At 61.4% G+C, this 22,020-nt stretch carries 23 protein-coding genes; 15 read left to right on the top strand and 8 right to left on the bottom strand.

What is annotated here, in order from left to right; genetic code table 11:
* Nucleotides 1-17 precede the first annotated feature (17 nt).
* From hpt to HYG82_RS39610, 7 genes are all read right to left on the bottom strand, one after another.
* Entirely contained in the window at nt 18-587 is a 570-nt protein-coding gene (gene hpt, locus HYG82_RS39640) for a hypoxanthine/guanine phosphoribosyltransferase (protein WP_179263477.1), read from the bottom strand.
* 143 nt (nt 588-730) lie between these two features.
* On the bottom strand, nt 731-1,372 hold the full coding sequence (locus tag HYG82_RS39635) for a DUF7344 domain-containing protein (RefSeq protein ID WP_425495370.1): 642 nt from the start codon (nt 1,370-1,372) through the stop codon (nt 731-733).
* A gap of 168 nt (nt 1,373-1,540) precedes the next feature.
* Nucleotides 1,541-2,701 (bottom strand): bifunctional phosphopantothenoylcysteine decarboxylase/phosphopantothenate--cysteine ligase CoaBC, encoded by a 1,161-nt coding sequence (gene coaBC / locus HYG82_RS39630; protein WP_179263473.1) that lies wholly within the window; start codon nt 2,699-2,701, stop codon nt 1,541-1,543.
* 116 nt (nt 2,702-2,817) lie between these two features.
* Nucleotides 2,818-3,552: a competence/damage-inducible protein A gene (locus HYG82_RS39625; RefSeq protein WP_179263471.1), complete on the bottom strand. Its 735-nt coding sequence runs from the start codon at nt 3,550-3,552 to the stop codon at nt 2,818-2,820.
* Nucleotides 3,553-3,823: 271 nt separating this feature from the next.
* Entirely contained in the window at nt 3,824-5,959 is a 2,136-nt protein-coding gene (locus tag HYG82_RS39620) for an IucA/IucC family protein (protein WP_179263469.1), read from the bottom strand.
* A gap of 80 nt (nt 5,960-6,039) precedes the next feature.
* A complete protein-coding gene (locus tag HYG82_RS39615; protein ID WP_179263467.1) occupies nt 6,040-6,777 on the bottom strand; it encodes an NAD(P)/FAD-dependent oxidoreductase in 738 nt (245 codons plus the stop codon).
* Nucleotides 6,778-6,884: 107 nt separating this feature from the next.
* A complete protein-coding gene (locus HYG82_RS39610) occupies nt 6,885-7,637 on the bottom strand; it encodes a helix-turn-helix domain-containing protein (RefSeq protein ID WP_179263465.1) in 753 nt (250 codons plus the stop codon).
* A gap of 256 nt (nt 7,638-7,893) precedes the next feature.
* Between HYG82_RS39610 and HYG82_RS39605 the strand changes: the two genes are divergently transcribed.
* The 7 genes from HYG82_RS39605 (at nt 7,894) to trkA (ending at nt 13,186) form a co-directional block, all read left to right on the top strand.
* On the top strand, nt 7,894-8,358 hold the full coding sequence (locus tag HYG82_RS39605; RefSeq protein ID WP_235217755.1) for a plastocyanin/azurin family copper-binding protein: 465 nt from the start codon (nt 7,894-7,896) through the stop codon (nt 8,356-8,358).
* Between the two features lie 55 nt (nt 8,359-8,413).
* Nucleotides 8,414-9,865 (top strand): sulfite oxidase, encoded by a 1,452-nt coding sequence (locus HYG82_RS39600; protein ID WP_179263463.1) that lies wholly within the window; start codon nt 8,414-8,416, stop codon nt 9,863-9,865.
* Between the two features lie 2 nt (nt 9,866-9,867).
* The gene (locus HYG82_RS39595; protein WP_179263461.1) at nt 9,868-10,389 is read left to right on the top strand and encodes an FKBP-type peptidyl-prolyl cis-trans isomerase; all 522 of its coding nucleotides are present in this window, start codon (nt 9,868-9,870) and stop codon (nt 10,387-10,389) included.
* 132 nt (nt 10,390-10,521) lie between these two features.
* Nucleotides 10,522-10,710: a hypothetical protein gene (locus tag HYG82_RS39590; protein ID WP_179263460.1), complete on the top strand. Its 189-nt coding sequence runs from the start codon at nt 10,522-10,524 to the stop codon at nt 10,708-10,710.
* A gap of 11 nt (nt 10,711-10,721) precedes the next feature.
* Nucleotides 10,722-10,931 (top strand): hypothetical protein, encoded by a 210-nt coding sequence (locus HYG82_RS39585; RefSeq protein WP_179263458.1) that lies wholly within the window; start codon nt 10,722-10,724, stop codon nt 10,929-10,931.
* A gap of 86 nt (nt 10,932-11,017) precedes the next feature.
* Complete coding sequence (locus HYG82_RS39580; protein ID WP_179263456.1) at nt 11,018-11,539, top strand: SRPBCC family protein; 522 nt, start codon at nt 11,018-11,020, stop codon at nt 11,537-11,539.
* A gap of 306 nt (nt 11,540-11,845) precedes the next feature.
* A complete protein-coding gene (trkA, locus tag HYG82_RS39575) occupies nt 11,846-13,186 on the top strand; it encodes a Trk system potassium transporter TrkA (protein WP_179263454.1) in 1,341 nt (446 codons plus the stop codon).
* A gap of 38 nt (nt 13,187-13,224) precedes the next feature.
* Here trkA and HYG82_RS39570 read toward each other — a convergent pair whose 3' ends face one another.
* Nucleotides 13,225-14,277 carry an NAD(P)/FAD-dependent oxidoreductase gene (locus HYG82_RS39570; RefSeq protein ID WP_179263452.1) on the bottom strand — a complete coding sequence of 351 codons (1,053 nt, stop codon included), beginning with the start codon at nt 14,275-14,277 and terminating at the stop codon, nt 13,225-13,227.
* 245 nt (nt 14,278-14,522) lie between these two features.
* On the opposite strand from HYG82_RS39570, the gene HYG82_RS39565 reads away from it, so the two are divergent.
* The 8 genes from HYG82_RS39565 to HYG82_RS39535 all read left to right on the top strand — a co-directional run bounded on the left by HYG82_RS39565 (nt 14,523) and on the right by HYG82_RS39535 (nt 21,939).
* A complete protein-coding gene (locus HYG82_RS39565) occupies nt 14,523-15,272 on the top strand; it encodes a plastocyanin/azurin family copper-binding protein (protein WP_179263450.1) in 750 nt (249 codons plus the stop codon).
* 625 nt (nt 15,273-15,897) lie between these two features.
* A complete protein-coding gene (locus tag HYG82_RS39560; RefSeq protein WP_179263448.1) occupies nt 15,898-16,689 on the top strand; it encodes a prephenate dehydrogenase/arogenate dehydrogenase family protein in 792 nt (263 codons plus the stop codon).
* The gene (locus HYG82_RS39555; protein WP_179263446.1) at nt 16,686-18,266 is read left to right on the top strand and encodes a small ribosomal subunit Rsm22 family protein; all 1,581 of its coding nucleotides are present in this window, start codon (nt 16,686-16,688) and stop codon (nt 18,264-18,266) included. Before HYG82_RS39560 ends, HYG82_RS39555 begins: the two co-directional genes overlap by 4 nt.
* A gap of 91 nt (nt 18,267-18,357) precedes the next feature.
* Entirely contained in the window at nt 18,358-19,164 is an 807-nt protein-coding gene (gene surE / locus HYG82_RS39550; RefSeq protein ID WP_179263444.1) for a 5'/3'-nucleotidase SurE, read from the top strand.
* A 396-nt stretch (nt 19,165-19,560) separates the two neighbouring features.
* Nucleotides 19,561-19,956, top strand: coding sequence for a helix-turn-helix transcriptional regulator (locus HYG82_RS39545; RefSeq protein WP_179263442.1), 396 nt, complete (start codon nt 19,561-19,563; stop codon nt 19,954-19,956).
* 197 nt (nt 19,957-20,153) lie between these two features.
* On the top strand, nt 20,154-20,333 hold the full coding sequence (locus HYG82_RS39540; RefSeq protein ID WP_179263440.1) for a hypothetical protein: 180 nt from the start codon (nt 20,154-20,156) through the stop codon (nt 20,331-20,333).
* Nucleotides 20,334-20,964: 631 nt separating this feature from the next.
* Complete coding sequence (locus HYG82_RS44380) at nt 20,965-21,093, top strand: hypothetical protein (protein WP_284145010.1); 129 nt, start codon at nt 20,965-20,967, stop codon at nt 21,091-21,093.
* A gap of 306 nt (nt 21,094-21,399) precedes the next feature.
* Nucleotides 21,400-21,939 carry an SHOCT domain-containing protein gene (locus HYG82_RS39535; RefSeq protein WP_179263438.1) on the top strand — a complete coding sequence of 180 codons (540 nt, stop codon included), beginning with the start codon at nt 21,400-21,402 and terminating at the stop codon, nt 21,937-21,939.
* Nucleotides 21,940-22,020 lie beyond the last annotated feature (81 nt).

The raw sequence follows: 22,020 nt of genomic DNA, 5'->3' as shown, positions 1-22,020 counted from the left end.
GGCGTCGCTCGGTTCGGTTATTGGTCACCATCTTCGTCGATGATGACTACCTCTCCGTCGACGACGTCGACATTGATCAACGTCTTGACGTCGTAGTCGGCATCGTCGACCTTGTTTTCCCCGCCGACTTTCTTGATGACCGCGACCGTATCGACGACTTCCGCACCGATTTCGTCGAGCGCCGCAAGCACCGATGCGAGCGTGCCGCCGGTCGAGAGGACGTCGTCGAGCACGAGCACGCGCTCTCCTGCACGAACGTCGTTGATGTACATTTCGTTCTCCGAGTAGCCCGTCTGCTGCGAGATAGCGACCTCACCTTCGAGGCCGTACTGGCGTTTTCGGATGACCGTCAGCGGAATGTCCGTCATCAGCGAAACGGCCGTGGAGATATGTATGCCCATGGCTGCGGGAGTGACGATCCGATCGACGTTTTCGAGTTCGGCTTTTCGAATGATGCGGATGACGATTTCGCGCAGCAGCGTCGGATCGAGCTTGGGCACGCCGTCGCTAATCGGATGAACGAAGTAGTGATACCCGTTTTTTTCGATGATTGGCGCCTCCAAGAGCGACTGTTTCAGCTGATCCATGTCGTCGGTCGGACGGAAGCGGAGTAAAAGTTGACGATACGCGCTAGTTCTTTCGTTTGGTGAGTGGCAACGGTAATACCCACTCGCTGGTCACGACTGACCACACGTTCTTGCATCTGTGTCCTACGCGTCGGACCAGAGCGTCACTCCTCGATGCTGTAGTTGAGTTCTGGTGGCTGATTACCGTGGCCGAGACGCATGTTTCGCTCGTAGTAGATATGGATGACGGCGGTGAGCGTAAACGTCGCCGCCATGATTGCCGCCCAACTGAGATTCGAAAGATACGTCAACGGATAGATATTCAGCCACAGCGCGGCGACCAGCGCGCAGCTGATCGCACCGAGCGAGAGGTAGAGCTCCCGCCACGCGAACTCCCGACCGGGGACAATCTCGAGATAGACGCTGATGTCTCGCGTCCGCTCGGTCGACTCGATGACGCCCCGATCCGAGTCGAAGCTGAGGATGCCAACCGAATCCATTTTCGGAAGATGCGTCTGCTGAAGCGTCGTATAGACTCGCTTTCGTTGCTCCGGAGTGACGTCCTCGAGGGTCGTCTCGTACTCCCAGGCGGCTATCTGTTGGGCCAGATCGCCAAGTTCGACCGGCCGGGCGTCCTGTTTGAGAAACTGAAGAACGTACCGACGCCGCTGGTTTCGCAGCACTTCGAATACTTCTCCCTTCGAAAGGGAATCGTCGGTGTCCGAGTCGTCATCGGCGTCGTCTGCATCGGGACTGTCGACGGCGCGATCATCATCGGGTCGGTGTCGTTGCGCCACGCCGGTCACCTCAAGTTGCTGGACGGTCCCAATAACTCACGCGCGTTCGTTTCTGTTCGTAGACCCATTCGTTCGATCGAATGAACCGAACCTATATAATTCTCCTGACGGCCCTATCGGGACGCCGTTTTGGCCCGATGTCCTCGCCCGATCGGCCACCGGCGCTCAATCGGGCGACTAATCCGCGGCCACTACTGCCGCAATTGAGTCGGCGATTTCGCCACCGAGTCCCGCCTTCGTCCCTTCGTATCGGGCCGCGTCGTTTGCGTGGACGAGCAACGCAGTCGTCGACTCCGCACCCATCACGCTCGCGTCGTTGGCGACGACGAAAACGAGGTCGGTCCGTTCGAGGGTCGTCCTGGCTTTCTCGATCATCGCCGCCTCGTCGCCGGAAGTTTCGGTCTTGAAACCGACGATCGGCAGATCGGGATACTCGTCGCGGATCCGGTCGATGAGCTTTGGCGTCGACTCGAGTTCGAGCGTCAGATCGCGGCCAGAGCGGATCTTTTCGTCGCTCGATTCGACGGTGTAATCGCCGATAGCGGCCGCCGAGACTAGCGTATCCGCGTCATCGCAGGCGTCCTTCGTCGCCGCGAGCATCTCTTCTGCGCTCTCGACTGTACGGACCGCAGCGTACGGCACGTCGGAACCGTCCTGAACGAGCGTCACGTCAGCACCGCGGACGTAACATGCTTTCGCGACGGCTCGCCCCATCTTGCCCGACGAGCGATTCGTGAGGATGCGGACCGGATCGATCGACTCGCTGGTCGCACCGGCGGTGATCACGATGTGCTCGTCTTCGAGCGGCCGATCGCCGGCCGCCCGGGCCACGTCACAGACGATCGCTTCCTCGCTCGCGATCTTGGCTTTGCCCTCCTCGATACGCGGGTCGACGAAGTCGACGCCCCACTCGGAGACGGTGTCGATCGCCTCGAGGACACCCGGATGATCGTACATCGGTTCGTGCATCGCAGGCGCGATCACCACCGGCGTTCCGGCGCCGAGCGCGGTCGTGGCACACGTCGTCACGGGCGTGTCGTCGACAGCTCCGGCGATCTTTCCGACGGTGTTCGCCGTCGCGGGCGCGACGAGAAAGACGTCGGCCCACCCGTCGTAGCCACAGAGATCGACGTGTTCGACGTTGCCGGTGATCTCGGTGACGACGTCGTTCTCGGTGGCGAATTCGACGGCCCACGGGTGGATAATTCCCCGAGCACTGTCGGTCATCACACCGCGAACCGTGGCTCCGTGCCGACGTAACTCGTGGGCCAGTTCGACCGTCTTGACGGCCGCGATCGACCCCGTTACCCCGAGCGCGACGTTGACTCCCTCGAGCATTCGTCTGGAGTTTCCCCCGAGAACGCTTCAAGCTTGCTGCGGCGTCCTCCTCGTTCGTGATCACCCGCGGAGTCGAACGGTTCCGGATCGTCGCTCGTTGTCGGGCCAGCGGGTGCTCACTCGTCCGGCGCTATTGCGATCCGATCGGAGAGCCACGTGACGGCCGCATCGACGACCGCTGGGTCCGTTCCGGTCACTTTGAGGCGGTTTCGCGCCTTCTTGTCCGGATAACTGCCGACGGTCACGTCGAATCGTTCGCGGACGCCGTTGACCGCCTCGACCATCGATCCCTCCGGCTGTGGCGTGTACACCGTTCGGGCGACGGCGTCGCCGCTAAATTCCTCGGCGATTCCGTCGAACAGGGCCCGCATCTCTCCCGGAACACCCGGGAACGCGTAGACGTTCTCGAGGACGCAGCCCGGACAGAGCCCGTCTGGATTCAGGAGCGGCCGACTGCCGGCGGGCAGCGCTGCCCACTCGTTGACGTCGATGTCGAGTTCGTGAGCCGCGACCGTTTCGGGGTTCGCATCACGGTACTCCGCGACGGTTTCGATGACGTCCCTTCGGACTGATTCGTAGACCGCAAGGTCACGATCGAATGCGTCCGCGATTGCGTCGACGGTGACGTCGTCGTGTGTCCCACCCAGCCCGCCGGTGACGATCGCAGCGTCGAAGGCGTCCGTCCACGTTCGGATCCTCGTCTCGATGAGCCCCCGATCGTCCGGGACGGTGAGAATACGACCGACGGTGGCGCCGCGGTCGGTCAGTCGACTCGCAAGCCACTGTGCGTTCGTGTTCGCGATGTCCCCCGCGAGCACTTCGTCGCCGACGGTAAGAATGGCGACCTCCATCGTCGGATGCGACGCAGGCGACGAACATAAGATTGCGGTCGAACGCCTGTTCGCCCTTTCACCGGTACACTGATTCACCCTTCACCGGTACACTGATTCACCCTTCACCGGTACACTGATTCACCCTTCACCGGTGCACTGATTCACCCTTCACCGGTGCACTGATTCACCCTTCACCGGTGCACTGATTCACCCTTCACCGATGCACTGATTCACCCTTCACCGGTGCACCGTCCCATAATTTCGGATCGAACGGACGAATAACGGACCGTTATTCCCCCTCCGGCGAATCGATCCGCTGCCGTCCGTCCGACGAGAGCGGGTTCGACACATCGCTCGTCACGTACTCGTGACGCTTGCCCTGCAGTCGCATCGCGGTCAACGCTTTGTGTGTCGCCGGCTCCGCGAACAGTGCGCGCTCGTCCCGTCGGACCCGGTCTATCGGATCAGCTCCCTCGGCTCGGAGTCGGTCGAACGCACGCTCGCAGTGACCGCGAATTCGCGCCCAGCAAGCCCGCTCGTCGACGGCCAGTTCGTGTCCGATCGTCGCGACGAGTTCCGCGAGATGGTTCTGGAAGAGTGCATAGTACAGCTTTCGGTAACAATCCGCCTCGCTGTCGGCGTCCAGGTCGGAATCCGGATACGGATCGAGCGAGAGACCGTGATCGGCCAGTCGGCCGCGATGGACCCGTATGCCACCGAGATCGCGAACGAGGGTCGCAGTGGGTCGCCCGGTCGCTCTCTCGAAGACGACCAGACTGTTCTGGAGGTGACTCTCGAGGGCGAGGCCGTACCGACAGAGCAACAGGAGCTGTTCGGGGACGACGACACCCGCGTAGCGATCGACGAACGCGAGCGCCGCATCTGTGGGGCTCGCCGCGTCAGTTTTTGCCCCGTATCGCTCGATCAGATCGCAGACGAGCGGTTGCCCGGTAGCCGGCGAGTCGGCGACGAGGCTTGCGGCAACGACCGGCACGGTGTCGTCCGTAACGAGCGGGTGGGCGGACGGTGACGTCCGGAGTAATCCCGAGAGATGACGGGCGTCGTCGAACGCATCACCGCCCTGGTGGAGACCGCCTGGTCGATCGTAACACGTCGCAGCGGGCTCGGCCACCACCCCCAGCGTCTCGAGTGATTCCCGCCTCTCGATCGCTCTCACGACGTCGGTCACCTGTGGCCCGTTCGTCACGGCGTGTGGCGACAACGTACGGACGACGTTCGTCGTCTGAACCCCGATCGCGAGCTTGCAACGCGGTAGCGGTCCATCAGCGGTGCCTTCGGTGTCGAACGGAACGACGGTCCGAAGGTTGAGCTGTGGCGTCGCCGGCCGTGCGTACTCCGGAATGGGGATGACACGGCCGTCGGCGCGCTGGTCAGCGAATCGGGCCGGAATCGTGCGATGGTACTGTAGCGGGTGAACGGGAACGACGGCGTACTCGGCGGGATCGCAGCTCTCGGGAAGCGCCCGCTCGAGTGCATTCTCGAGGCCCTCGAACGTTCGGTACAGTCGATCGGTCATGCGGTCACCGTCCATCGAGCTCGTCTCGAGGGCGTACGCCCGGTCGATCGCGACGAAGCGGAGGTCGATCCGGTCGGTGAATTCAGATGCGTACGCGAGTCCCTCGGCGGGGCCCATTCCGCGCCGGATCTTGCCGCTCGGGTGAAAGGGATGGCCGTCGGTGACGATCCGCTCGAAGGCGGCGGCTGAATCGGCGGCCGGAACACCGTTTACGACCAACTCCAGGGGCGACTCGTTCGATTCGTCGGCCCCATCTGTATCTGGGTCCTGGGCGGCCGCAGCGAGCCGTGCGAGCGCGAGATTGACGACGCTCTCGGCGACCTCCGCTCGAATCCGTTCGGCCTGTTCGCCGTCGCTGAACGCCTCTTCGCACTCGAGAACGGGAACGAGATCGACCGGATGGACGTCTCTTTCGACGAGGGTAGCCGACGGATCGTCCGCCGACCACCGACGCACCGGTCCAACCAGTCGGAATCGATCGTATCCGTGTCTCGCTGCGATCTCCGCGATCAGGACGTTCCTCGAAGCGGGAAACGGAACGAGTGCGAGCCGGCGACACCCTTCGGAGACTGGGTCGACGATCGACTGCAACTGCTCCGACTCGAGCGCCGAGAGCGGTTCGGGTTCGGACGGGATGGCCGTCGGCGGCGGTTCGAGAACGATGGGTTGCGAGGCCGGGAGTCCGTCCGGGTCGCCGCGGAGGATGCCGCAGACGAACCGGTGGCAAATATCTCTACGGGCGCCGGCGAGCGCCTCGAGGTAGGTGGCCTCGGCCGGCGTCGCGAGATCGTGGGTTCGAGCGTACCGGGTCGCAGCGCCGAGTGCGTTCCGTTCCGCCGCCGTTTCGAAGGTATCGCGATCGCGGTTTCGCTGGATCGTCCCCTTCATACGTAGAACGGGCCAGAACGGAGCTTCGACGCGCGCCGTGTTAATTCACAGGGAGCGAGACAGCGAATACGAACGACCGTTCAGTCCCCCTCCACGCTCGGGTGCATCGTCGGCTCCTCGTCGAGCGGTTCGTCGAAGGCCTCGAGCAGTCGCTTTCGTGCCCGCTCGTCGCGTTCTCGGCGTTCAGCGTCGTCTATTTCCTCGCAACACGGCGGAACTTCGCGGCCGCGGCCCGTGAAGTAGCCTTCGGGTGCGACCCAGTCGTGATAGAAATTGGCGTCCGAGTCGTGGATCACCGCGAGCCCGACTTTGGCGCCGTGTCCGGCCGCGACAATCGCCTGGTGGGGTTCGTCCGCGAGCCGGCCCGCCGCGTAGATGCCGTCGACGGCCGTTCGCCCGCCCTGGTCGACCGAGACGAAGTGTTTGCTCCCGCGTTGGATACGGCCCACATCGAGCGGGACGAGGTAGTCGCTATCGGACCACGAGGCCGCGACGACGCGTCGCGCCTCGAGCGGTTCGCCCCCTTTTGTCTCGAGGACGAAGCCATCGTCGAGGTCGCGCTCGGTAACCGGCTCGATACTCGTCACCCGACCGAGTTCGAACGCGGCGCCGGCATTTTCGGCCTGTTCGCGGCTGAGACGCAGATACTGGCGGGCGTCGACACCGTCGGGGAATCCGGGGTAGTTCTCGAGGCTTGCGTTTCGCGCGAGAATGGACTCCCCGCCATCGATGACGAGGGTGTCAAGGCCCGCACGAGCGGTGAAGATCGACGCGGCGAGGCCGGAGACGCCCCCGCCGACGATACAGACGTCGTACATGGTCCGCGGTTGTTCGGCCCGCGTATAGAAGATTATCGTCTCCGTCGGGGTGCTCGAGGGGAAATCGGAGTCGGCCCCAACCGAAAGGGCCCCGAATACGTATCAGATCACGTGTGATGGCTAACTTGCGTACGGAACTCCTCGTCAGACCGTTGCAGGTATCCCTTGGCGAGTTGTGCTTCGGCCTGGCGGAGACGATAGGATACCGTCGACTGCGGAACGTCGAGGACTTCCGCGAGTTCACTGACCGTGATTTCTCGTGGCGTTTCGTAGTATCCGTGTTGGATGGCGGCCCTGATCGTATTCCGCTGTTCTTGGGGCATCGAAACCGTTGCTAACGAATCGTAGTTCAATTGTTCGGCTTCACAGAGGCGACCGAGGGTGAATTGAATCCCTTCGTCGAGGTTCGTTTCGACTTGTTCGTGGAACACGTCGACGTTCTCGTCGGTCGGCATGAGCATGCGCCACTTGAAACAGTTGCCACGTCGATGTGACTGGAATATGCCACCGAGATCGAGGTGACGGGCCGCAACCGCCATCACAGAATCGCAGGTATGGAGCCGTTTGACAACCGAATAGAGCGCGAGCGTCGTCGGCGATCGCTCGAGTATGTTGTGCTGGCGAACAGCTCCGCAGTTCGACTTCGTCATCTCTTCTCTCGGTGTTTCGTCGTCCAACCGGATGCGTTCGACGCTATCGAGTGCTGACGAGGACCCAAAGAACCGCTCGAGAGACCACAACCGATCCCGGCGGACACAACTGGCGATGGACTCCGACGAAAGCGTCGGATTCTCGATAAACGTGTCCATCAGGGGATCGACCCCGTCTTCGTACTCGAGCGTAAAAGTCAGCTCACGCATATTGTTGACCATTAGCACACGGTGGTAAATAGGTGTATATATTTTAACGCCTGAGTTGAATATCCGTAATCTTCGACTCGGCCCGAACAATCGTTCGGATGTGATAAATACGACGATCAGTCGCTGCCGATTCGAAGAGACGGGGCGACTCCGAGTGGTTGTACGATGAGCGTTAGTATCATTTCAGGACACTGGTCGAGTTGGTCTGTGCCAATTCAGGTTATTTGTGAGCCGAATACTTGCGATGGCGTGCAAGATGAACGAACGACGTACGTTCCTTCGGTCGGTCGGCATTGTCGCGATCGGAGCAAGCCTCGCCGGTTGTTTTGGGGGACAGAACGACGACCAGCAGGATGACACAGACAATACTAACGGCGGTTCCGATGAGTCTCCCGGCAGCGGTGGTACGGAAATCGATGTCGGTCCGGAGGGCCGACTTCGGTTCGACCCCGAGGAAGTAGAAATCGAGACGGGCGATACGGTCACGTGGATCGCACGGAGTGAGGGTCACAACGTTACGAGCCACCCAGACGCATCACCGAAGTGCAAAAATCCGGACGGTTCAGACCCCTTCACGTCGTACGATGGCGACGATCACTTTGCCATCATGGACGTCGACGAGACCTTCGAACACGAATTTACCGTCCCAGGTGAGTACGTCTACGTCTGTACTCCTCACGAAGGGCAAGGTATGGTCGGGACGGTGATCGTTTCCGAATAACGGTTGGCGTACACCAGACGATGTTTGATATTGTCCAACAAACACAATAGAGATCATGTCTGGCCAACAACCGGACGGTAGACACGGTTCTGACAGAGGGACACTGCGCGATCGGTTCATCGAACGACGCCGATTCCTGATGGCAACGGGATCGCTGGCCGGAGTCGGCGTTCTCGCTGGCTGCGGAGCGAATTCCGACGACACCGGCAATGGAAACGGCACCGGCGACGGAAACGGAAATGGTAACGGAGACGGCACCGACGATGGTGACACGGAGCCGTCGCTCGAGGATCGGTATCCGGGGCTCCGAATTCTCTCGCCGGAACCGGAAAACGGGGAGGCCGCCGCCAGAGCGACGTACGCGGATTACATCACCCCGCGTGAAGAACACTACATCAGAAATCACTACCCGACTCCCGACATCGACGAGTCCGAGTGGACCGTTTCGTTGACCGGCCTCGTCGACAGCGAAATCGACCTCTCGATGGAGGAAATAAAACACTCGTACAGCACGGAGTCGGTTACCCACACGATGCAGTGTGCCGGCAACGGGCGATCGTACTTCGACCCGCAAGTCGGGGGGAATCAGTGGAGTTTCGGTGCAGTCGGAAACACCGTCTGGACGGGAACTCCGGTCTCCGATATCTTAGAGGAGTACGGGGCAGAGACGAGCGATGGGTACTTCCTCACCGTGATGGGTGGCGAACATCCGGAGGGGGAAGACGTGTTCTGTCGGTCGATTCCGATGGAGAAAGTCATGGACGACACCCTGTTGGCGTATAACATGAACGGCTCGCCGGTGTCTCCCGATCACGGATTCCCGGTGCGGTTGCTCGTGCCCGGTTGGTTCGGTTGTAACAACGTCAAGTGGCTCAATCGGATGCACGTCATGGAGTCGATGGTCATCGGTAACGAGTGGGAAGAAGAAGGTGCGCCAGAAAACGGACAGCGGACGTACACGCACTGGCAGCAGTACTCCTATCGAATCTTGCCCGAAGAGGATTCGGGTGCAGAACACTACGAGGACATTCCGGTTTACGACACGCGCGAACAGATGGAACAGACCGACGCGATCAAAAACGCCTACATGTACGATCAGTTAGAAAAATCGCTGATCGGATATCCGGGAGATGGACAGACAGTATCCCAGTCGCCTGCTGGAACGGTTGAAGTCATCGGCGTCGCGTGGGCCGGAGACGACGCTGTCCAGACAGTCGAGGTATCCACGGACGGTGGCGACTCGTGGGGCGAAGCCGAGTTCTTCGGTCCGGTCGACGGCGCTTCCGGCTGGCGGCAGTTCCGCTACATCTGGGAGAATCCGTCTTCGGGCGACCACACGCTCGTCTCGCGAGCCACCGACGAACGCAGATACACCCAGCCTGCGGCGATATCCGGCAAAGACGAACAACTCCGCTCTATCGCGGACGACAAGTATCCGTGGAATCAGAAGGGGTACGGGAACAATGCCTACATGCCCCATGCTGTTTCCTGCACCATCGAGGAGTGACAATGATCGGACCAAGCCAGATCGTAATCGTTCACCTGACCGGTCGTCTGGTTGACGGCCCGGAATCGGGAGAGGTGTTCGAGACGACCGACGTCGACGTCGCACTTGAAGAAGGTGTCTATCATGATCACCGCGATTTCAAGCCCCTCGAGTTCCGCGTTGGGGAGGGCCACGTCCTCCCGGGAATCGACGAGGCTATTCAGGACATGGCTGAGGGCGAAACGAAAACGTTCGTCCTCGAACCCGAAGCGGCCTACGGAACCGTTGACGAAAACGCAATCGTAACGGTCCCTCGAGACGAGATCGAGGCTCGTAGCGATACGATCGCCGAGGTCGACGAACTTGTCCAGAGTCAGTCCGGTGCCGTCGGCTGGATAACCGACGTTTCCGAGGACTCGGTGACGATCGACTTCAATCACGAACTCGCCGGTGAACGCATCGAATTCGAACTCAAGGTCCTGGAAACACACGCCGTCACTACAGGCCACGAGGTGGATCCAGCTGACGGCGTCGGGACCACCTGAGCAGGCTGCCAACCGATTTTCAGGGCGCTGGGCGTCGCTGACAGCCTCGCACGAGTTGCCTTCGCGAACGATTCGTATCGATCTATCGTCGTTTCAAACGGTGAATTGTAACGCGAAACGCACGGTGCGACTGTGATTGCCCCACTCGCTCTCGTAATCACGCGCATCGTCGGGCCGGTCCTGACCGTCTGGACGTCCGCCAGGCGGGTCGAGCCAAAAGACGCATCCGTCGAGGATCGCTCGCACCGTCTCAATCGCGCTCAGTACGGGGAGTTTGCCCGTCCGACCCTCGGGATTCTGGGACCGACGCGCTCGATCTGATGGACCGGGCGATGACACTCGTCGGATCGACTGACCCGGAACTGGTCGGGCTCACCGACCTCGAGTTCGGGGCGGTCATGCTCGTCCCCTTCGCGACCGCAACGCTCCCGATCGTCTCGATAATCGAGTCCGGACGCGGCGTCATCGGCGAGAAGCCGCGAGCAGCGACGGACGATCGGTTCGGAGGCCCAGCCGTGAAAACGTGCTGTGTCGTACACTGACCCTGCAGCATCGCCGACGCCGCGAGTCGCCAGCGTCGATTCCGACAGAGAGTAATCCTTACGTTCGAACCCACCGTAGGCCAGCCGTGGACAGAATTCTTCTCAGCACGCTCGCCCATCGGTCGCCCGAGGAGGTCTTTCCGTACGTGCGGTCTTTTGCCGACTATCCGAGATACACGGACCACCTGAGAGACGTTCGAGTCAACGGCGACGGGACCGTCGGCTCGGTCTATGACCTCGAGCTGGCGTGGTGGAAACTCAGTTACACCGCTCGCTCGAAGGTGATCGAAGTTTCCGCTCCCGAGTCGCTCGAATGGCAGCTAGTCACGGACATCGACGCCCGCGGGGAGTGGCGCGTAAAACCGGAACCGGAGTCTGCACCGCCGACCGAAGAGACGGCGAGTCGGATCTACTTCGAGGCGGTCTACGATCCCCATTCGGCGGACAAAAACGCGGTTTCGCTACCGCGGTTCGTCTCGCTGGACTGGGTCGTACAGAAAGTCGAGCCGAAACTGCTCTCCGAAGCCGAGCGTGTCGTCGAGCGGCTGGTCGCGGACATCGAAGGCCGGCGACGCGATGTCGAGTTGACGGTTCACGAAATGCCGTGACAGCCACCCCGGCGGAACAGGCAGGGCTTCACCAGTGGGAACCCCGGTCGGTGCTGGTTCCCGGATGACGCTCCTCCAGGCAAGTACCGGGACGGCAATCCTCCAGGCAGATACCCGATCGTGCGATCGTGGCCGGTCGTCGTCGGGTTCGTCGGTTCAGCGTTCAAAGACCGCGGTTCGCCGGTCGTAACTGCGATGACTATCGGAGAAATCAGACCAAACCCACTTGCTGCTCGGAGTACACGTCAGTGACATGGGTGGCATCTGCGCCGACTCGAGTCCGCATCGCTCGCGGGTGAGACGACGGTGCGCGTGATCGTCGTCGGTGCTGGACAAGTCGGCTCGAACATCGCCGAGGGCCTCGCCGAAAAACACAACGTCGTCGTCGTCGATACCGATCCTGTCAAGGTCGAGTCGATCACGTACTCCCACGACGTGCTGGCGCTGGAAGGCGACGGGACGTCGATCGAAACGCTCACCGAAGCCGGTATCGAGAACGCGGATCTGGTCATCGCGAGTACCAACAGCGACGAGACGAATATCGTCGTCTGCGGTGTGGCAAAAGCCATCGGTACACCGTTTACGATCGCCCGAGTCAAGAAGACGAATCTCCTGCAGACCTGGGAACGTTCGGCGGGTGCGTTCGGCGTCGATTTCATGGTCTGTACGGATCTCCAGACTGCTGAAACGATCGTCCGCATCGCCGGCCTGCCCGGCGCACACGACGTCGATACCTTCGCCGGCGGACTCGTTCGGATGGCCGAGTTCGAGGTCGAGATGGAGAGCCCTATCGCCGGCGAAACAGTCGCAGAAGCCGATCGATACGAATCGTTGACCTTCGCCGCCCTCTTGCGCGGTGACGAGGTCATCGTGCCGACTGGCGACGCGGTCATCGAGGTCGGTGACGCCGTCGTCGTGATCGGCTCCGAGGAGAGCGTCCGCGCGTTCGCGGCCTCACTGACGCCCGAACTGTCCCTCGAAGACGTCGACGAGGTCGTCATCGTCGGTGGCGGCGAAATCGGCTACCAGACGGCCCGGCTCTTCGAGGAAGAGAAGGGCGTCGATGTGCGTCTCATCGAACGTGACCCCAAGCGGGCGCGCAAACTGGCCGAGATGCTACCGGAGACGCTTGTTTTGCGAAGCGATGCGACTGACATCGACTTTCTCGTTCGAGAGCACGTCGATGAATCCGACCTCGTCGTCGCCGCCCTCGAGAGCGACGAGAAGAATCTGCTCGTCTCTCTGCTGGCCGGGCGACTCGGTGTCAGTCGCACCATCGGTGTCGTCGAAGCGGGTGAGTACGTCGACCTCTTCGAAACGGTCGGAATCGACGTCGGAGTGAATCCGCGACTCGTCACTGCCGAAGAGATCACTCGCTTCACCCGCGAGCAAGAGACCGAAAACGTCGCCATGCTCGAGTCGGACCGCGCGGAGGTCCTCGAAATCGAGGTCAACCGTGACAGTGTACTGTTCGAAAGTCGGATCGACGATGCGATGACAGAACTCCCGACCGGAATCGTCATCGGGGCGATCACCCGTGACGATGAACTGATCACTCCGCGGGGCGAAACCGTCGTCGAGCGCGGGGACCACGTGGTCCTCTTCGTCGATACCGAGGTGTTAGACGAGGCCACCTCGGCGCTGTAAGGTTCCGCGACCGGTCGCAACCGCGGCGGACAGTTCCGCTATCGCTCCGTATCGGTGTCGGCGACTCGCCGCCCGACATCCAGTCCGTTGCGAAGCGCCGCGTGGATACGCCCTTCGCCGACGACCCAGTCGCCGAGACAGTACAGCCCGTCGCGTTCGGCGCGCTGTAGGGGCTCACGGTCGAGGCGATCGTCCGGTAATGCGTACCGCCAGTCCTGATAGTCGGTCCAGCCTGGGTCACGCAAGCGATCGTCGTCCAGCAGATCGGCGGTCAGGTCCGCGAGGCGCTCGAGCGTTGCTTCAGGCGGCTCGTCGGCGCGGTCGACCGACCATTCGTGATTTGCCTGGACGACCAACAGCGACTCGCCGTCGGGAACGTGGCCGGGCTTGCACTCTTCGCGACCGATCCAGCCGACCTCGTGATCCTTGTCCGTGTTGACGAGGGCGTAGTACGGTCGCTCGAGTTCGAACGGGTAATGGAAGATACCGGTCCAGACCGACCGATAGGGAACGCGCTCGGCGGCCGCCGCGAGCGAGTCGCGTACTGGCGCATTCCAGTCGGCCGACCGCAACAACTCGGCGGTCTGCGGTGCCGGCGGGTTCAGTAGGAGGACGTCGAACGGACCCCACGACCGGCCGCCGTCGTCCTCGAGTCGCCAGGTTTCCGTTTCCGCGTCCCTGAACAGGGTCGACACTCGCGTCTCGCGATGCACCGTCGCGTCGGTCCGAGCGACCAGTCGCTTCGCAATCTGGGTCAGCCCCCGCCGATAGGTCCATTTGTGATCGTCGCGACCTTCGCCTTTCGAAATCTCGCCGCGGCTATCGAACGTCCACACCGGGTCAGTCACGTCGACCAACCCGTCGGTATCGATCGTTTCCGTCAGCAACTCGTTTACCCGCTCGTCGTCGGATTTGACGTAGTTCGCCCCGTAATCGTAGACGACGTCTTCGTGGCGCCTGGTCGCAGCACGGCCGCAGAGTCCACGTGATTTCTCCAGGATGGTACTGTCCACCCCGTCTGCTGCGTCCTCGAGCGCGTAGGTTGCCGCGGTGGCTGCTGCTCCCGCTCCGACGATTCCGATCCTGATCATAGTCGTCCTTCCGTGTCGGATTCATAAGTATTCAGCTCCCGATTCCGTGCCCGGATACACGCCGGGACCGGTGGTTCGAAATCGGAGTAGATTTTCGGTATCGCAATACTCACCGGTGGACGCCCGACCCGAGTCGATCGACCTGCTTTGCTTCCCGAGGGAAAGAGGGACTGCGATCTGTTGGTAACTACACACCTAATATAAAGCGAAAATAATTTATATACTATTGATTTCTGCTTGTACTAATGGCTGGACCGACCGTTTGTCGGCGCCGATTGCTACGGTACAGTGGTGGCACTCTCACACTCGTAGCAGCGGGATGTCTCGGCGGAAACGACGAATCTGACGACGACAACGACGGAACAGACGACGGAACAGACGACGGGACCAGCGATACTGCCGACGGAACTGACGGAAACACCAGCGGGACCGACACTGAAACCGGAACACACGCCCACTCGTCCGATCACACCGTCGGGCAGCCGGTATCGGATATCGAAGTCGAGATGATATCGAACGAGGCGGGAATGCACTTCGGGCCCCACGTCGTTCACGTCGAGCCGGGAGGGACCGTTACGTGGGTACTCGAACGTGGATCCCACGATACAACTGCGTATCATCCGGAGACACACGGCGACCAGCAACGGATTCCCGACGCAGCCGAACCGTGGGGAAGCGGGCCGGTGAGCGAGGAAGGCGATACGTTCGAGCAAACGTTTGACGTCGAAGGCGTTTACGACTACGTCTGTACGCCACATGAAAGAGATGGAATGGTCGGCACCGTCCTCGTCGGGTGGCCGAGTCCGGACGACCAACCCGGCCTGAAACCACCGGCAAAGGACCGACCGGATGCGGCAATCGGGCAACTCGAGCGATACAACGAGCAGGTCCGCACCACTCTCGCGGAAGGTGAGAGCGGTCACAACGATTCTACCGGGCACGACCACAGCGGCAATGATCACGGCGACAGCAGCGACGACGGCCATAGCCATTGATTACGCGGCTCGAGCGGACTGTCAGAACACGGGTGACCGTTCCATCGATACTGGAACGAAGTGGGGAGAGAGAAAGAATACCCGATAGAGCGACTATTCGTGAAGTCCGGGTGCGACGAGCGGTCGGAGACCGATGTCACGTCGTTTCGCGTTCGATGTCACGTCGTTTCGCGTTCGATGTCACGTCGTTTCGCGTTCGATGTCACGTCGTTTCGCGTTCGATGTCACGTCGTTTCGCGTTCGATGTCACGTCGTTTCGCGTTCGATGTCACGTCGTTTCGCGTTGGTTCTCAGTCATCCCGTTCGCCTGTGACCGGGTCGTGCCGCCGTTCGCCTGTGACCGGGTCGTGCCGTCGACGACGATCACACTCACACTGTGCCGCGACTTCGCGTACCCAGCGGCGTTCAGAACCTTCGAGTGAATCATCGTCGTCGTCGCTGCTTCCGTGGGGCAATCCCTCAGCGACTGTCTAGTGGCCCGGGTCGATCCGACGATAGCTCCCTCCACTCAGTTCCGCTCCACGTCGCAGAGATCACCGGCGCGACGAGGACCTCGAGCGGACGAACACTCACTCGAGGCGGTCGATCGAACGGCTTTTGCAACGTCGGCAGGTAAGAGCGACCGATGGACGTACTGATCGTCGGCGCGGGGTCGATGGGGACGTGGTTCGGGAACGCGATCGACGCCCGGATCGCCTTCGCCGACGTCGACGACGACGCCGCAGCGGCCGCGGCCGAGACGGTCGACGGTGAGGTCGCCGACCTCGAGGGCGACAGTCGCTACGACGTCGTCTGTCTCGCTGTGCCGATGACGCACGTAACCGATGCAATCGCCGCCCAGGCGGGACGGGCCGAACGAGCGGTCGTCGACGTCTCGGGCGTGATGGAACCCGCACTCGCGGCCATGGAGCGCCACGCGCCCGAACTTGAGCGAGCGAGCCTCCATCCGCTCTTTGCACCCGAACGCTCGCCGGGCTCGATCGCTATCGTTTGCGACCGAACGGGACCGGCGATAGACGAAATCCTCGCCGCACTCGAAGGTCGCGGAAACGACCTGATTGAGACGACGGCGGCGGACCACGACGGAGCCATGGAGACCGTTCAGGCGGCGACTCACGCCGCGATACTCTCCTTCGCGCTGGCTGCAGAATCGGTTCCGGAAGGGTTCGAAACGCCGATATACGAGGAGCTTCGGCGGCTCGCTCAGCAGGTGACAGCGGGAACGCCGCGAGTCTACGCCGACATTCAGGACACGTTCGACGGAGCAGCCGCGGTTGCAGACGCCGCCGCGGCTATTGCCGAGGCCGATCAAGATGAACTCGAGTCGCTCTACCGGGAGGCAGCGTCCCACTGGCACGACGAGGCTACTGACGAAGTCGCCGTCGACGCGGGATCCACCGAAGGTGATGAAGAGTGACGGATCAACGCGAAGCTATCCGCTCGAACGCGAAGTATCTGCGGAACGTCCGACCGATCGATCCCGACGAAATCTGTGAATACGTCGAGGGAACTCCCCATCCAGCCGTCGTCCGTCAACATCTCCGCGAGGACGCTGCCGACCTCGGCCTGATCGAGCGCGACGACGGAACGTTCGTCCCGGTCGGCGACGATCCCGTTCAGCCCCGACGAAAGCCGGTCGAGCGAATTCCCCCCGAACTCGAACGCCGACTCGAAGATTTGCTGAGCGACCGCTACGGGCCGAACTGGGCAGACGGTGCGTCCGGAGACCTGCTTCGCTCGACGATCCGCCGATTCAAAGCCGACTACTTCGACGGCCGGCCGGTCGAGTACGACGAGGACGGTGCGGCCGGCTACGCGCTGTACCACCTGCCAGGCTACTACGCGGCGATTCAATACGCGCTCGACGACCTCGCTGATCGGGGCCTGCTGGGGCGAAACCTCCGAGTGCTCGACATCGGTGCAGGCGTCGGTGGCCCCGCACTCGGGCTCTGTGAGTACCTCCCCGACGACGCCTTGCTCGAGTACCACGCGATCGAGCCGAGTGCCGCCGCAGACGTCCTTGAGGATCTGCTTACGGTGACAGGGCGGAACGTCCACGCGACGATCCACCGGACGACAGCAGAGGAATTCGATCCGATCGAGAGTCTCGATCGGAGTGGTGATGGCTCCATCGACGGGTTCGATCCCACAGCACCCGACGACGGCTTCGACCTCATTCTCGCCTGTAACGTCCTGAGTGAGCTCGCCGACCCGGTCGCTGTCACGGGGACGTTTCTCGAAACGCTCGCGCCAGACGGGACGTTTCTCGCCATCGCACCCGCAGATAGGAACACGAGCATCGAATTGCGAGAGGTAGAACGCGAACTCGAGGGCGAACGGATCTGGGACCCGGAAGACGCTCGTATCGACATCGACAGCGGCGAGGATTCGGCCAGCCACCGACTCGGCGAGGTGACCGTCTACGGACCGACAGTCAGGCTCTGGCCTGGGGAAACCCCATCCGATCGCGGCTGGTCGTTCGACGTTCGACCGAACGTAGACGTTCCAGGGTTCCAGCGGCGACTTGACGAAGCCACGCCCGCCGACGACGAGGACCACGCGCCCGGAGAGTTCGTGAACGTCGACGTCCAGTTTTCCGCCACGCTGCTCCGACTCGACGGTCGTCGCCGGATCGACATGAGCCTCGAAACGAGCGAATGGGCGAAAATGGCAGCGATGAACCAACACGTCACGAATCGGATCGACCTCGTGGCGGCGAAACTCAGCCGGTCACTGAGCGGGAACGACCCCGCGGGCGACGAACCCGATAGCCACCACGGCGGATCGAACCCCCTGTTCAAGATCAGTGACGGAAGCGAGAAAACCGATCACTACGCCGTCCTCACGACGGAGACGTCGCTCAACCGGCCGCTGCTCGAGGCAGACTACGGGGAGGTCTGTTCGTTCGAAAATGCCCTCGCACTCTGGAACGACGACGAGGAAGCTTACAATCTAGTCGTCGACGAAGAAACAATCGTCGACCGGCTCGCCTGACAGAAGCGGGGGCGGTCGTCGATCACGTAGTCTCGGAACGGAAAGGTAAGAAAGCGGTGGGCTTTTCGCAGCGCCGACCGACCGGAATTGTATGAGCGATGCCTTCGAGATTTTGTTGACAAACGACGACGGGATCGACAGCTCCGGTATCCGGGCGCTGTACGATGCCCTCTCTCCGATCGCGAACGTGACCGTCGTCGCTCCGGCCAGGGACCGGAGCGCGTGTGGCCGATCGCTCTCACACGAAGTCGAAGTCGACGACCACGAATTGGGATATGCAGTTCACGGGACGCCCGCCGACTGTGTCGTCGCCGGCCTCGCCGAACTCGGGCCCTTCCCGGACCTCGTCGTCGCAGGCTGTAACAAGGGTGCGAACTTAGGTGAGTACGTCCTCGGTCGGTCAGGGACGATCAGTGCGGCCGTCGAAGCAGCCTTCTTCGACGTCCCTGCTATTGCGACGTCGCTGTACATTCCCGCCGACCATACACCCTTCTCCGAAATCGAGGTGACAGCTGGCGACTACGCTGAAGCGAAGCGCGTAACGAGCTATCTCGCAGATCGCGTGCTCGATGCAGGCGTCTTCGATCATGCTGCATATCTTAACGTCAACGTCCCCTTGCCGGACGGGGAGCCAGCGCCGATCAAGATCACGCGGCCCTCGAAGCGCTACGAGATGGACGCCGAACGCGACGGCGACCGCATTACACTCCACGACCGCGTCTGGGAGGACATGGACCCCGACTCGCTTCCCAATCCCGAAGACACCGATCGTCGCGCCATCGTCGAAGGTTGCATTAGCGTCTCGCCGCTGACCGCGCCGCACTCGACGAACCACCACGAGGCGCTCGACACACTCGCGGAGTCGTACCTCGAAGCAGTGGGGAGGACCGACCGGTAGCAGCCACGGCGATTCGGGCAGCCAAAAGCGCGACTCGACGACGATTCGGTCCGATCGAGCGTCCTCGACGGGATCGCACCGACCGATCTGCTGGTAGCGGGGGCTTTTGCCACTCGCGCGCTAAGAGAACGGGAACCGGGCGGGCACACTCTCTCTCGAGTCAACGGGCCCGTCGGTCACCGAACATGATAGCACCGCTGACGTATCCTCGCGACTGTCCCAGCAAGAGGAGATCAAAACTAACTTGCGGGTCGCAAGGTGGTTGCTATTCGACGACGGTACCGTCACGATACCTACGACGTAACCAATGGAAACCAAGTGTGTAAAATATGAAACATAAAATCAAATTAGGTGGGCGTTCAAGCTGTGGTAGTTCCAATGGAGCGTGATTAACACATGGTATTCAATACACTCTGGACGCGCCTCTCGTCTCTCTGGAGCAGTTCAACCGACGACACCCCATCAGACGAGCCGGCGGTGACTTCGACCGAGCAACAGGATACGGAAGGGGAAGACGAAACGTTAAGCTACGCAGAGGAGATAGAATACGGCGTTGACGAACGTGAACTGCCCGACGAAGACAAAATTCTTCGACTACTGGTCAAACGAGGTGGCCGGGTCGATCAATCGACGATTCGCGACGAAACCAAGTGGTCGAAAGAACGGCTCGAAGACGTAATCGATCGCATGGAAGACGATAACCAGATCAGCGCGATTACCGTCGGTCGCAAGCGCGTGATTTGCCGTCGTGGTTTCGAACCGAAGGGATATCGGGGCCATCTCAACGAATAAACGCGACGTATCCGCCATCCCGATCAAAACGGCGCTCTCCGCTCTAAATTGCGTTCTTACTCGAGAAACGGAGCCGTCCGGAGTTTCCCTGCAGTTCCGCTCTCGCTATCCACTCCGACAGATCGATAGGACGATGGTGTTGCCTTGCTGTTCCTCGGCTCACTTTTACGAGCATCGTTGACGTACGGCCGAGCCTGATGGACCTCACAATCGAGAACGCGCAGGTCGTCGTCGACTATGAGGGCACTGACTACGCGTTCGAAGTCGTCGGCGAAAACGAACTCGAGTACGCCGAGACGAGCGCGCCGGAGGCGACGGTTCCCGACGACGTACTCGAGGTGCTCGAGACGCAAGGGTACATCGTTTATCGAGAGTGATATCCACCTCACCCTGCTGGAACGGAATCCCGACGAGAGTGCGCGAATCACGACGCGACTCGTGTACGCGGCGCGAGACGTTCACCCGCTGAATGAAACAGGGACACCCATGGCCGTTCCGGTCAGTTGTTGAGCCTGTTCACCGGCAGAACCAACGCTGGTATTTCCCGTTATTGGCAGCATCGACGCCGGGACTCTTCTTTGCAGTGGAGTCGGCGCTGGTATTCCCCTCTACCGGCAGAGTCGCCGACTTCGGGGCTATTTGCCGGACAGACCCGGCATCGACGGCAACGTCCGACACCGTCCCCCGCTCCTCAATACGGACCCCGTCCTATCGTAGTCGGTGAACGTCATTACACACCCCGCTTCCAGATTCGCGGCCTGCGAGCACTCGCTGGCCGCCCCAGCGCAAGCGGTGGGGCCATCGTTTCAACGACTACTATAGTCGCAGCCCGACGGCGGAACCGACGTCATCCGGACTCTGCGATGACACTGTCTGTGGCTCGGCCGGGAGCTCACCACACGGTCTCGAGTTCGAATCACCTCCGCGTAACGACCCACGGCAATCCCTCCAGTGGGTCTTGCACCGACTGACCAGTACGTTTAAGCGAGCGGCTCGATATTTTCGGGCATGGTCTCTGACGAATTCCTCGACGGAGAATCGCTAACCGGCCGGCAAGCAGCGATGGTCTTTGCCGGTTTCCTCGGCCTCATTATCCTGTCCGGGCTCTTGCTAATTCTTCTTCGGGGCATTTTCTGACGGCTCTCGCGGTTTTTATCCGCCGTCGGCCCGCCTCGGCCCGATTCGACCGCCGCCCGACGGATTCTGAACCGACGCCAGGTCGCACACAGCGTGATTCTCTGTCGAATACCTGAGAGAGGGACCTGCAGAGACGCTCGAGCGGAACGCGTATTCAGAGAACTCGGCCGTCGAGTATCGGTTTCCAAGTCGCAGGCTGCCGTGTTCGGTTTCAAACGAACGATCGGCGCCGTCGAATTCGCTACAGCTGGGGGCTCGGGAAGGCATTGGATATACAAATCGAGCGACCGTATCGACGACCTGGTAATGGCACTTCTCAAGAACAAGTGGCTCTGGCTCGCCGTATTCGGCATTCTCCTCTCCGGGGGCCTCGTACTCGTCGCCGTCGGCTATCTCGGATTACTCGTTTACTCGGGCCTCGTCAGCGGGACGCCGGTCGTGGAAGTACTCCTCGAACTCGCGGTCCCCTTCCTCGGTAGCCTCTCGGTCCTGCTCGTGGTTTTTACGCTCTCCGTCAGCGGCGCCCTCTGGATCGTCGTCCGGAATGCATCGCTACCCCAGAGTGACCGAGTGGCAACGCTCGTGGAGCGACTCGAATACGAATATTCGCCGCTTCCGCCAGTCGGGCTGTCGGAATTTCTCTCACCGCCGGAACCAACAGCGACGGAGCGAGCCGAACGAGCGCTCGCCGACCTGAAACAACAGTACGTCGAGGGGCAACTCACTGAAGCGGAGTTCGAACGAAAGGTCGACCGGCTCGTCGCGAACGATTCCATCGACGAAGCCCGGGCCGCCCGCGAGCGGACACGACTCGTCGAAACCGACTCCAGGAAGCGCGGAGGCTAACCGGTGAGAATCCGTTCACATCGGCGGACCTCGGTCGTCTTCTCCCGCACCGAAGTCCCAGCGATCTCGGATCGCGTTGCG

The sequence above is a fragment of the Natrinema halophilum genome (assembly GCF_013402815.2).
In the GTDB taxonomy this organism is placed as follows: Archaea; Halobacteriota; Halobacteria; order Halobacteriales; family Natrialbaceae; genus Natrinema; species Natrinema halophilum.
Note: the sequence above shows the minus strand (reverse complement) of the source record. Positions and strands in the feature narration are given on the sequence as shown.